At 62.3% G+C, this 12,450-nt stretch carries 10 protein-coding genes; 6 read left to right on the top strand and 4 right to left on the bottom strand.

Going from position 1 to position 12,450, the window contains the following annotated elements; genetic code table 11:
• Positions 1-136 precede the first annotated feature (136 nt).
• Entirely contained in the window at positions 137-613 is a 477-nt protein-coding gene (locus PSH84_RS20150; RefSeq protein ID WP_122565531.1) for an Rrf2 family transcriptional regulator, read from the bottom strand.
• Between the two features lie 145 nt (positions 614-758).
• Here PSH84_RS20150 and PSH84_RS20145 point away from each other — a divergent pair, with 145 nt between their 5' ends.
• Positions 759-1,655 (top strand): NAD(P)/FAD-dependent oxidoreductase, encoded by an 897-nt coding sequence (locus tag PSH84_RS20145; RefSeq protein WP_305481667.1) that lies wholly within the window; start codon positions 759-761, stop codon positions 1,653-1,655.
• Positions 1,656-1,716: 61 nt separating this feature from the next.
• Here the strand turns inward: PSH84_RS20145 and PSH84_RS20140 are convergent, their stop codons facing one another.
• Both PSH84_RS20140 and PSH84_RS20135 read right to left on the bottom strand, forming a co-directional pair.
• Positions 1,717-2,571: a CAP domain-containing protein gene (locus tag PSH84_RS20140; protein ID WP_305481666.1), complete on the bottom strand. Its 855-nt coding sequence runs from the start codon at positions 2,569-2,571 to the stop codon at positions 1,717-1,719.
• Between the two features lie 194 nt (positions 2,572-2,765).
• Positions 2,766-3,539: an L-iditol 2-dehydrogenase gene (locus PSH84_RS20135; RefSeq protein WP_305481665.1), complete on the bottom strand. Its 774-nt coding sequence runs from the start codon at positions 3,537-3,539 to the stop codon at positions 2,766-2,768.
• Positions 3,540-4,013: 474 nt separating this feature from the next.
• Here PSH84_RS20135 and PSH84_RS20130 point away from each other — a divergent pair, with 474 nt between their 5' ends.
• Complete coding sequence (locus tag PSH84_RS20130) at positions 4,014-4,943, top strand: AraC family transcriptional regulator (protein WP_305481664.1); 930 nt, start codon at positions 4,014-4,016, stop codon at positions 4,941-4,943.
• Positions 4,927-5,559, top strand: a complete 633-nt coding sequence (locus tag PSH84_RS20125) for a hypothetical protein (RefSeq protein ID WP_305481663.1) — start codon at positions 4,927-4,929, stop codon at positions 5,557-5,559. Before PSH84_RS20130 ends, PSH84_RS20125 begins: the two co-directional genes overlap by 17 nt.
• 779 nt (positions 5,560-6,338) lie before the next feature.
• On the opposite strand, the gene PSH84_RS20120 is transcribed toward PSH84_RS20125, so the two are convergent.
• Positions 6,339-8,114, bottom strand: a complete 1,776-nt coding sequence (locus tag PSH84_RS20120; protein ID WP_122565524.1) for a sigma-54-dependent Fis family transcriptional regulator — start codon at positions 8,112-8,114, stop codon at positions 6,339-6,341.
• 353 nt (positions 8,115-8,467) lie between these two features.
• Between PSH84_RS20120 and PSH84_RS20115 the strand changes: the two genes are divergently transcribed.
• The 3 genes from PSH84_RS20115 (at position 8,468) to PSH84_RS20105 (ending at position 12,449) form a co-directional block, all read left to right on the top strand.
• Entirely contained in the window at positions 8,468-9,871 is a 1,404-nt protein-coding gene (locus PSH84_RS20115) for a benzaldehyde dehydrogenase (RefSeq protein WP_305481662.1), read from the top strand.
• Positions 9,872-9,940: 69 nt separating this feature from the next.
• Positions 9,941-10,708 (top strand): coniferyl-alcohol dehydrogenase, encoded by a 768-nt coding sequence (locus PSH84_RS20110; RefSeq protein WP_305481661.1) that lies wholly within the window; start codon positions 9,941-9,943, stop codon positions 10,706-10,708.
• A 91-nt stretch (positions 10,709-10,799) separates the two neighbouring features.
• Positions 10,800-12,449: a DUF1302 domain-containing protein gene (locus PSH84_RS20105; protein WP_122565521.1), complete on the top strand. Its 1,650-nt coding sequence runs from the start codon at positions 10,800-10,802 to the stop codon at positions 12,447-12,449.
• Position 12,450: the final 1 nt, after the last annotated feature.

Below are 12,450 nucleotides of genomic sequence, written 5' to 3'. Positions count from 1 at the left end.
AGGTGATGTTGAATGTGCCGGCGCTTTCGCGAGCAAGCTCGCTCCCACAATGTTCCCGGCTGTCTGCGAGTTTTGTATTGGCCACCGACCCCTTGTGGGAGCGAGCTTGCTCGCGATGATGCACGGTCAGTCAGCATCAATGCTCGATCTGCCCCCGGTGCGTCAGATCATCTGTGCTTGTTCCGCCTATCTCCCTGAACCGCGCATCAAAATCCTCCGCCAACTGCGCCAGGGTAATCGCCCCCAAACGCTTGAGCAGCAACGCCTGGGCCTCATCGAACGCATCCGTCAACGCCGCATTCACCGCTTGTTCCACCAGGCATTGCGGATGATCGGTGGACAGGCCAATGGCAAAGATCGACGTGCTGCCCAAGGCCTGGTGGATATCCAGCAACGTCATCTCCGACAACGGTTTGCTCAGGGTCCAGCCGCCGCGATGGCCTTTCTCCGAAGTGACATACCCCTGTTCCTTGAGCAGCGCCATGGTCCGGCGCACCACCACCGGGTTGGTGCCCAGCATCTGCGCGAGGGTGTCAGACGTGGCCGATTGTTGGTGGCGATCCATGTGGATCAGCACGTGGAGCATGCGGGACAGGCGGGTGTCGGTTCTCATGAGCGTTGCAGTGTTTTGTGGTGGAGACGGGCGTGAGTATCGCCTGTAATTGCAAAAGTTACGAGATCGTTGACAGCGGCTTTTCAAGGAACTTACGATGTGTCGAGACTTTTTCGATTCCGCCAAACCACCTTGGAGATTGATCATGCGCTACGACGTCATCATCGCCGGCGGCAGCTACGCCGGTATGTCCGCAGGCTTACAACTGGCCCGTGCCCGCCGCAACGTGTTGGTGATCGATGCCGGCCAGCGGCGCAACCGGTTCGCGGCCAGCTCCCATGGTTTTCTCGGGCAGGACGGTCGTGCCCCCGGGGACATTGTCGAAGAGGCCCGTCGCCAGCTATTGGCCTATCCGACGGTGGAATGGGTATCGAGTACCGCGATCGCGGCCAGCCAGGAGGCGGGAGGGTTCGCCGTGGAAACCGTCGATGGGCAACGCTACAGTGCCCAATGCCTGTTGCTTGCCTGCGGTGTCATCGATGAATTACCAGACGTGGAAGGGTTGACGCAGCGCTGGGGCAAAAGCGTCTTCCATTGTCCGTATTGCCACGGCTACGAGCTGGAACAAGGCCCCATCGGCGTGTTGGCGACCTCGCCGATGTCGCTCCACCATGCCTTGATGCTGCCCGACTGGGGCCCGACGACGTTCTTCACCCGTGGCGTGTTCGAACCCGATGCAGAACAACTGGAGAGCCTGGCGCGACGCGGCGTGGTCGTGGTGCCGGAACGTGTCGAACGTCTTGAAGGCGAACGGGCCGATGTGGTGCTGGCCGACGGACGTGTGGTCGCCATTGACGGCCTGTTTGTCTTGCCGCGTATCCAGGTGGCCGGCTCACTCGCGGCGTCCTTGGGTTGCGCGCTTGAAGACGGCCCGTTCGGGGCGTTCATCCAGGCCGACCCGATGACGCGTGAAACCAGCGTCCGGGGGGTATTCGCCTGTGGCGATGCGGCGATGCCGTTCGGCTCGGTGGCGTTGGCGGTCGGCGATGGGGTGAGGGCGGGATCAGGCGTACATCGATCGTTGATCTTCGGCGCGCACTGAGGGCATCCATGCTCCCACAGGATAGTGGCCTGTGGGAGCGAGCCTGCTCGCGATGGCGTCGCTACTGCTGAGTACCAAACATCGCCGTCCAATAGATCCCCGCATCGCTTTTCGGATCGGTCGCATACCCGGCGCCCAATTCGCGAAACTGTGGGTTCATCAGGTTGGCGCAGTGCCCCGGGCTGGCCAGCCAGCCGTCCACCACCTTGAGCGCAGTGTCTTGTCCGGCGGCAATGTTCTCGCCGATCAATTGGCCCAGATAGCCGGCCAGTTCGGCGCGGTCGCCCGGCGTGCGGTTGTCGCGGTCCTTGTGGTCGAAGAAGTTGTTGTTGGCCATGGCCCGGGTGTGAGTGACGGCGGCCAGGGCCAAGGTGGCGTTCCAGGCCAGCGGCGTGGTGGCGGCGAAGGCTTCGGTGCCGCAGCGACGCGGCTGGGCGCGGGCACTGTTGATCAGCTTCAGCAGTTTCTGGCCCTCGGTTTGCCAATCACCCAGGCGCGCCGACAACAACGGGCGCGCCAGCACGATGCGCCATTCGCGATCCAGGCGGCTGACGCCGATGTCGACGAACTGTGGGTCGAGCACCACCTGGCAGAAGCTTTCCTGCACGGCTTTCATGGCCGATTGGGCATCGCGGGGCCCGGACAGGCTGATGGCTTGCACGTTGACCATGGGATAGGCCGCCCGCGCCAGCGCCTGTTGCAGGTCGCCGATGCCATTGGCCGACAGGATCAGCCGGGAGTCCATCGCCAGCGGCGGCAACTCCAGCGAGGCCTGGCCGGCACAGCTTTGGGATTGGCTGCGGTAAAGGTTGATGGACTCGACCAGTTGCGTCTCTTCGGTGGCCGTGGCATTGCTGGCGAACACCAGGCCCAGCGACAGCACGACAAGACCCATGACGGATGAAATGGCACGCATGTAAATCTCCCTTGAGCGGACGGCGCCTATGATGCGCAATTTTTGCCCCGCTGGGGCAACGGTATTCACGCTCTCTTGAAATCCCTTGAAACGGTACCGTTGGGTACCGTTCGGGACAATCCTCAAGTAGTGGGATCAATTTTTAAGCGAATAAGTCCATTTCCGTCGTTTCAAGGCCATAAAAACACAGATTATTAGCTCATCCAGTTACCGCCATCGACGTTATACGTCTGCGCCACCACGTATTCGCTCTCGGCCGAGGCCAGGAAAATCGCCATGCCGGTGAGGTCCTCCGCGGTGCCCATCCGGCCATAGGGTACCTGCTGCCCGACCTGGCGCTTCTTTTCCCCCAGCGGCAGGTTTTCGTGGCGGGCGAACAGCGCGTCCACGCCGTCCCAATGCTCGCCATCCACCACGCCGGGGGCGATGGCGTTGACGTTGATCCGGTGCTTGATCAGATCCAGCCCGGCGGACTGGGTCAGGCTGATCACCGCCGCCTTGGTGGCGCAATAAATCGCCACCAGGGCTTCGCCACGCCGGCCGGCCTGGCTGGCCATGTTGATGATCCGGCCGCCATGGCCCTGGCGGATCATCTGCCGGGCTGCCGCCTGCAGCGTGAACAGCGTGCCGGCGACGTTGATGGAAAACAGCCGCTCGTAGCTCTGACGGGTAATCTCCACGATGGGCGCCAGGTCGAACAGCGCGGCGTTATTGATCAGGATATCCAGCTTGCCCGCCCGAGCCACCACTGCTTCGATGGCCTGGTCGATGGAGGCCTGGTCGGTTATGTCCATTTTGACCGCGTAGGCACTGTCGCCCAGTTCGGCGGCGGTGGCCTGGGCCCGCTCAAGGTCGATATCGGCGATCGCTACTGTGGCCCCTTCGTTGATATAGGCCTGTGCAAACGTCCTGCCGATACCACGGGCGGCGCCGGTCACCAGGGCACTTTTTCCTTCCAGTCGTTTCATGGGTTGGTCCTCTTGGAGTGAAATCAATAACGAGAGAGCGCTGATATCTTTTGTGGCGAGGGGATTTATCCCCGCTGGGCTGCGCAGCAGCCCCAGACCAGGCAATTGGTGTGTCAGGTTGATCAAGTCGCGCTTTTTTGAGGGCTGCTGCGCAGCCCAGCGGGGATAAATCCCCTCGCCACAGAGCGGGTACCAATCGTTATTGCTTTGGATACCCAGCCCGCTTCATCTCCTGCTCGGTACTCGATTGCGCCGAGGCCAGTGCCTGGTCGACAGTGATCTGTGGTACGCCGATTACAGCAGCGCCCGTGGAGGCCGACAAACGCAGGGAGGATCGCGGGCTGGTACTTTTTTAACGCCCTTGAGTGCGCCAGGTGTGGGTTAAAAAAGTATCGGTGGGCGGTCAGGCCGAGGCTGGCGAAACGCTGCGCACTCGGCGTAAGGTGCCCCCTATAACGATAAAAGAGGCGCGACATGCCTGATCACCGAACGCCCCTGTTCGAGCAGCGACCGGCCGAACTGGAAGTCATCCTGCCCGAGCCTGAACACAGTTTTCGCTGGTACGAGCATGACTACCCGTACCCGCTGGCGCGCTGGAACCATCATCCTGAATTTGAAATCCACCTCATCCGCCAGGGCAGCGGCAAACTGTTGGCGGGCGATTACATCGGCCCGTTTGGCCCAGGCAATGTGGCGATGATCGGCCCGGACTTGCCCCATGACTGGATGGGCGACCTGGCACCGGGCGAGTATTTGGCGGGGCGCGACGTGGTGTTGCAATTCGACGGCGCCACGCTGCTGACCTTGCGCCGCACCCTGCCTGAACTGGGGGATCTGCAGGGGCTGTTCGAACGCGCGCGCCGTGGCCTGGCCTTCGCTGGCAATACAGCGCAGCAAGCCGCGCACCTGCTGGAAGCCATCGGTCCGGCCCAGGGGCTGGCGCGGTTGACGCTGTTCCTGGAGCTGCTCCACATCCTCAACCAGGCTCCCGGCGACGAGGCCCTGAGCCTGGCGAGCCCTTGCTACGCGCCGATCCTGGATGCGCGCAGTTCCGAGCGCATCCATAAAGCATTCGAGTACCTGCAAGCCGAACTCACTGGCGACCTGCGCCTGTCGGTGATCGCCCGCCAACTGGACATGAGCGAGCCGGGCTTCTCGCGGTTCTTCAAGCGCATCACCGGGCACGGTTTCATCGATTTGATGCGCAAGCTGCGGGTCCAGCGTGCCTGCCGTTTGCTGTTGCAGAGTGAAATGCCGGTGACTGACGTCTGTTTTGAAGTGGGCTACAACAACCTGTCCAACTTCAACCGCCATTTCCGCATCGAAATGAACCAGACCCCCAGCGAATATCGGCGGGGGGCTTTTGCCCTGCCTGACGGAGCCTGCCATGTTGACCGTCGTTGAACAGGCAGCCAGCGCATCCCTGCGCCAGCGAATGGAAAAGGCCGGGTGCGCCTTCGAATTCCTGGTGCTCGCGCCCGAGGCGAGTGAGGCGGTTGACGAGGCGCGCCATCGCCAGGCCGTGGGCCTGCTGTTCCAGCACATCGAGGCGCAATGGCTGGAGCGTCACCGTCAACTGACCCTGGACCCTCGCTATGTCGAGGCTGCGCCCCCGACCATGGATTGGGATTTGAACAAGGCTATCGCCAAGCCGTTGAATCGGGACGAAGTGACCCGACTCATGCGCGTCGACAAAGATGATCAGCAGCATACTTATGCCTTGTACGCTGCCTTCTGCGAACCGCCCTATGGCACTCGCTTCGCCGACGACACCCCGCAAGCGCTGTTCAAGGAATGGCTCGACCTGCTCGGGCTCGAAGACGACGCTGATGTCGTGGTGTTGAATTGGGTCGACAACTTCAACGTTAACTGGACCGCCAGCGACGAGCACGATTCAGCACGGGAGCCCTGGAGCGATTATTTCGAAGATGGCCTGGAGTGGTGGGGCGTCTGGTGCCTGAGCATCTGGAACCCCAAGCGCCGAACGCTTGCTGTGCTGGCGGCGAGCACGACGGATTGAGCGGCTTGGACACATACCTTGCAGTCACCCAGAAACCAATGTGGGAGCGAGCTTGCTCGCGATGATGTCAGCACAGCCAACCTCAATGCGAACTGACCCACCGCCATCGCGAGCAAGCTCGCTCCCACAGGGGACTTGTGGTGGATACAGACCTTGCAGTCGCCCGGAGACCCGTGTGGGAGCGAGCTTGACACAGACCTTGTAGTCACCAAAACCAATGTGGGAGCGAGCTTGCTCGCGATGATGTCAGCACAGTCGACATCAATGCCAACTGACCCACCGCCATCGCGAGCAAGCTCGCCCCACAGGGGACTTGTGGTGTGGATACAGACCTTGCAGTCGCCCGGAGACCGTGTGGGAGCGAGCTTGACACAGACCTTGTAGTCACCCAGAAACCAATGTGGGAGCGAGCTTGCTCGCGATGATGTCAGCACAGTCGACATCAATGCCAACTGACCCACCGCCATCGCGAGCAAGCTCGCTCCCACAGGGGACTTGTGGTGGATACAGACCTTGCAGTCGCCCGGAGACCCGTGTGGGAGCGAGCTTGACACAGACCTTGTAGTCACCCAGAAACCAATGTGGGAGCGAGCTTGCTCGCGATGACGTCAGCACAGTCGACATCAATGCCAACTGACCCACCGCCATCGCGAGCAAGCTCGCTCCCACAGGTAATATTATTTACTTAAGGCCGTCGACAAACCTGTGGCGAGGGAGCTTGCTCCCGCTGGGTCGCGAAGCGGCCCCAAATTTTGCAGCATTCCCCCTTGGGTCGGTGTTTACTCTGGGACACCCCGTTGATGCTTCTTCAACCGATACGCGAACTGCGCCCGGCTCAGTCCCAACGAGCGCGCGGCCGCCGCCAGGTTGCCGCTGCTCAGTTGCAGAGCTTCGTTGATCAGGCGTGATTCCAGGCCGTCAATGGAGAAGTCCGAGTCCAGTTGGCTGAGGGACTGGAGCAGCGCCGGTTTTTCTGCGGCATCGTTGGCGGCCAGGCCCATCGGCGAGAGGCCGCCGAGGTGGTCCACGGAGTACGCATCCACCGGCAATTGCTCATTGCGAAACAAGTGGACCAGGTCAATCGCCTGGCCTTCCTCGCTGGCGATCAGGCCCCGTTCGATGAGGTTCTGCAATTCCCGCACGTTGCCCGGAAAGTCGTAGCGCAACAACACCTTCAACGCACGCATGGTCAGGCCCATCGGTGTGCGGCCGTATTCCTGGCAAAAGCGCGTGAGAAAGGCATTGATCAGCAACGGTATGTCATCACGGCGCTCGCGCAGGGGCGGCAGGGCGATGGGGTAGACGTTGAGCCGGTAGAACAGGTCTTCACGGAACGCGCCGTCCGCCACTGCCTTGCGCAGGTCGATGTTGGTGGCCGCCACGACCCGCACGTCGACCTTGATGCCGTGACCGCCGCCGACCCGTTCGATTTCCCGCTCCTGCAAGGCACGCAGCAACTTGCTTTGCCCGGCCAGGCTCAGGCAGGTGATCTCGTCCAGGAACAACGTACCACCGTGAGCTCGCTCGAAACGACCGGGGCGTGAATGGGTGGCGCCGGTGTAGGCACCGCGCTCGACGCCGAACAGTTCAGCCTCGATCAGATTGTCGGGGATGGCCGCGCAGTTGAGGGCGATGAACGGGCCGTCACGGCGCCGGCTCAGTTGGTGCAACTGGCGGGCGAACATCTCCTTGCCCACGCCGGATTCGCCGCTGACCAGCACGGTGGCTGGGGTCAAGGCCACCCGTTGCAAAGCCTGGGTCGCGGCGTTGAAGGCGGCGCTGGCACCGATCAGCGGCTGTTCGCTGTCCGGCAGCAGGGCGGCTCCGGCCACACTGTCGGACTGAGTGTCGGCGCGCGCGACGACCGTCGGCGGGGAGGCGTTGAGGTAATTCAGATCCTGCTCGATGTCACCCCATTGTTCGGCGGTCTTGCCGACGACTCGGCAGCGTTCGTGGCCCATGCCCCGGCATTCCACTTCGCGAAAGACCACCAGTTGCCCGAACAACCCGCTGACGAAACCGATGGCGTAGCCCAGTTCGGTCCAGCACACCGGATCCTGCCCGATGCCATAGGCGGCGACATGCTCGTCGGCCTCGCAGGAGTGATGCCAGAGAAACTCCCCCTCATAGAAGCCCGAGTCGGCGTCGAACTTGAAATGCAGCGGCTCGACCTTGGTCATGCCTTCAAGGGTATGCAGATGCGTGCCGGCGCGGAACACCGCCGCGGCATCGGCGTGAGGCCAGCGTTCACGAATCAGCCGGGCATCCCGGGCGCCGGAGGAATAGCCGGTGCGGGTGAGCATGCCTCGGGCCTGCTCCAGCCCCTGGCGTTCGATGATTTCCCGGCGTAACGCACCGAAGGATGAACTGTGCAGCAGCAACATGCGTTGGTCGTTGAGCCAGATACGGCCATCGTCGGGGGAGAAAAACAGGCACGCGGTGAGTTCTGCCGTTGTGGGCGAACTGCTGTCGCTCAGCTCGTTGCTGTCACCCCGTGGATGGTAATGCTCGGTGGTGATCCGGTGATCCGGCAACTGGCAGTGGGGATTATTCATTGTTATGCCCCTGATGACGGGATGATCGAAATGATCACCTGGCGAGATAGTTATTAAGCATAACTTTATCAAATGAACAAGCGGCAGCTGGCCAACGGCCAGGTTGGCGCAGGCGTCCTGTGCGTCATACCTGGCGAAGAACCTTGAGCCAGAGCCTTTCGCCAGGTTTATCAAGGCCTGCGGGCAAAACCGGCACAGCGCTTGCTCAAGCACTTGCACGGCGTTTGCGTCGATACCTTCCAGGTGCGCCAAACGATGACAACCAACAAAGAGCCGGGAGTGTTAAATGTCTGCACCCAAAAGCCACCTGCTCCCAGGTGATCGAATCGGAATGTGTCTTCAACGGGGATTGGGTGCCTGCCTCGGGCCCGCTGCAATCGATCATCGAGCCGGCTACTGGTGAGCGACTGATGCGCTGTGCCACCGCCGACACCGCCGACATTGCCAAGGCCAGTCGCGACGCCGCCCTGGCCCAACCGGCATGGGCGGCCCTGGGCCCGCGGCAACGGGCGGCGATCTTCCGCAAGGCCGCCGACGTGGCCGAGCAGTCCTTCGATGAGCTGGCGCTGTACGTGGCGCGGGAGACCGGTGCCGCGCTGTTCAAAGGCCAGCACGAAGTGCGCGAAGCCATCGTGCTGTTGCATCAGGCCGCCGGCCTGCTGTCCCAGGCCCATGGGGTGGTCCTGCCCAGCGAGGCGGGGCGTCTGTCCTTTGCGCGGCGCCAACCCCATGGTGTGGTCGGAGTGATTTCGCCCTTCAATTTTCCCCTGGTACTGTCCATGCGCTCCGTCGCGCCGGCCCTGGCGGCGGGCAACGCGGTGGTGCTCAAGCCGGATCCGCAGACCCCGGTGAGTGGCGGTTTCCTCATCGCCCGGTTGTTCGAAGTAGCAGGCCTGCCCAAGGGTTTGCTGCAAGTGTTGCCCGGCGCGGCGGATGCTGGTGAGGCGCTGTGCCGTGACCCTAACGTGCGCATGATCGCCTTCACCGGCTCCACCGGCGCGGGTCGCAAAGTTGCTGAGGTGGCCGGGCGCAACCTGAAGAAGGTCGCCCTGGAGTTGGGCGGCAAGAACCCACTGATCATTCTCGAAGACGCCGACCTCGACCTAGCCGCCCGAAACGCGGCGTGGGGCGCCTGGCTGCATCAAGGGCAGATTTGCATGGCCACCGGCTTGATCCTCGCCCATGAATCCATCGCCGCCGAGCTGACCCGCAAACTGGTGGAAAAGGCCCAGGCCATGACCGTCGGCAACGCCGCCCGGCAAGAAGCCGCGATGGGGCCGCTGATCAACCAGCGGCAGTTGCAACGGGTCCACGACATCGTCAGTGACACCGTGCGCGCCGGAGCCCGGCTGGAAGCAGGCGGCGACCATGATCGGCTGTTCTACCAGGCCACCGTGCTCAGCGGCGTGAAGCCGGGCATGCGCGCTTTTGACGAGGAGGTCTTCGGGCCGGTGGCAACGGTGGTCAGCTTTGCCACCGATGACGAAGCCATCGAGTTGGCCAATCGCACCGAGTACGGTTTGGCGGCGGCGATCATTTCACCGTCGGTGGGCCGGGCCATGGCCATTGGTGAGCGGTTGCAGTGCGGCATGTTGCACATCAATGACCAGACCGTCGCCGATGAGTGCGTCAACCCGTTCGGTGGGCGCGGCGCTTCGGGCAATGGTGGCAGCGTCGGCGGCCCGGCGGACTGGGACGAATACACCCAATGGCAGTGGGTGACGGTCAAGGATACGGCGCCGGTCTACCCGTTCTGACAGGTCGGTTTTACCGGGCCCGATGAGCTGAGGGCCCGTGGGTACACAAAAATAATAAGAGGACTCAACATGAAACTCGACAACAAGATTGTGCTGGTGACCGGTGTCTCGTCGGGTATCGGTGCCGCCACCGCGAGCCTGCTGCGCGCTCATGGCGCCCAAGTGATTGGCGTGGACCTCAAGGCGCCCCACATGACCCTGGACGGTTTTGTGCAGGGCGACTTGAGTAGCGCCGAGAACATCGATCGGTTGCTGCCACAGCTGCCCGCACGGCTCGACAGCCTGTGCAACATTGCCGGCGTGCCGGGCACCGCCAACCCGCAACTGCTGGCGCGGGTCAACTACCTTGGGCTGCGTCACTTGAGCCATGCGCTGCTGCCACGTATCAGCGCTGGCGGCAGCATCGTCAATATCGCCTCGATCCTCGGCGCCGAATGGCCGTTACGCCTGGAACAGCACAAGGCGCTGGCGCGCATCGACGATTTTGCCGCCGCGCAAGCCTGGCTGGCCGACCACCCGGTGGCGAACCAGACCTGCTACCAGTACTTTAAGGAAGCCTTGATCGTCTGGAATTACCTGCAGGCCCAACCCTGGTTCCTTGAGCATTCGGTGCGCATGAACAGTGTCGCCCCAGGCCCGGTATTCACGCCCATCCTCGACGACTTCGTGAGCATGCTCGGCGAGGCCCGGACCCAGGCCGATGCCCACCGCATGAAACGTCCCGCTTACGCCGATGAGGTGGCGGCGGTGATCGCTTTCCTGTGTGCCGACGAATCGCGCTGGATCAACGGCGTCAACCTGCCGGTCGATGGTGGATTGGCCTCTACCTACATCTGAAATGCGCACCCGTAGAAAGCGGCGCAAGCCGCGACCTGAGCGTGTTGGCTGCCAAAGCCATGCCCAAAAATAACAATAATGAGAAGCGTCCATGGATAACCTCAAAGATAGCTTTCGTTTCAAGCATTGCGCCCTGTTCCTGGCGTTATGCAGCACCGGTGTGATGGTCGATCGGGTCGAGGCCATGCAAATGGACCTGGGTGACTCCGATTGGAAATTGCGCTGGGACAACACCATCAAGTACAGCCAGGCCTGGCGCTTGCAGGGGCAGGACAGCCGCTTGGTCAACGCGCCAACCGCCAACGGCCTGTACCCCTCGATCCAGAGCCAGGGCGATAAGAACTTCAGCCGTGGCCTGGTCTCCAACCGCCTGGATCTGTTCTCCGAAATGGACCTCAGCCGGCAAAACTATGGCCTGCGCGTGAGCGGCGCGGCCTGGTACGACGATATCTATAACCAGGACACCGACAGCAACGAGCAACCGCACTTCCTCAGCGAAACCCGCAAGCTCCACGGTCGCGACGCGGAAATTCTCGATGCCTTCGTGTTCTTGCGCGGTGACCTCGGTGAAGACTCCCAGGGCGTGGCGCGCCTGGGCCGACACAGCCTGATCTACGGGGAAAGCCTGTTCTATGGTGGCAACGGCATTGCCAATGCCCAAGGCCCGACCGACGTCGTCAAGTTGCTCAGCGTGCCGGGGACTCAGTTCAAGGAGATCCTGCGCCCGGTCAATCAAATCTCCGGGCAGTTGCAGATCAACCCGCAGCTGTCGGTGGGCGCTTACTATCAGTTTGAGTGGGAGCGTTCCAACCTGCCCGGTGCCGGCAGCTACCTGAGCGATGTCGATGCCATCGGTTACGGCAGTGGTCCGTTGCGCGAAGTGTTCGGTAACGACACGGTCAATGGCGGCGATCTGAAACCGCGCAATTCGGGGCAGGGCGGCATGCAGATTCGCTACAAGCCGAGCGGCACCGAACTGGAGCTGGGTTTCTACGCGGCCCAGTATCACGACAAGGCGCCGATCGGGTTGTACGCGTACTTGGACGGTCCGGCGGCAGCGGCCACCGGCTTGCCGATCCTGGGTTCCTATCGGCAGGTCTACGCCGAAGATATCAAGACCGCCGGCGTCAGTTTCTCCACCGCCTACGGCCCGTTCAACTTTGCCGGTGAAACGTCGGTGCGCTGGAACGCACCGCTGGTGAGCAACCTGCAAGTGGTGACCCCCGGCATGGAGGCCGATGGTGGCGACAATGAGTTGTTCGCCAGGGGCAAGACCGCCCATGCCAACCTGTCGGCGATTTACCTGTTATCGCCCACCGCGTTCTGGGACGGCGGCTCGGCCCTGGCCGAACTGGCTTGGAACCGCACCTTGAGCGTGACCAAGAACGCTGCCGCGCTGGATTCCAACACCACCCGCGATGCCACGGCGCTGCGGGTATTGATCGAGCCGGCGTACTTCCAGATTGTCGACGGGATCGACCTGACCGTGCCGATTGGCATGGGGATAGTGCTCGATGGGCGTTCATCGGCGGTCAACAAATCCGGCTTCGGCAACACCCATTCCGGTGACTGGAGTGTCGGGCTCAAAGCCACCTATCTGCAACGCTGGGATGTCGGCCTCAACTACGTGAACTTCTTCGGCGCACCGAAAGCCGGGCTGCGCGAGGACGGCAATTTCAGTTACGGACAGTCGTTGGCCGACCGCGACTTCGTCTCGCTCTACGTGAAAACCTCATTCTAAT

It is taken from the genome of Pseudomonas beijingensis, from assembly GCF_030687295.1.
GTDB lineage: Bacteria > Pseudomonadota > Gammaproteobacteria > Pseudomonadales > Pseudomonadaceae > Aquipseudomonas > Aquipseudomonas beijingensis.
The sequence above is the reverse complement of the archived record's forward strand: the minus strand, read 5'-3'. Positions and strand labels throughout refer to the sequence as shown.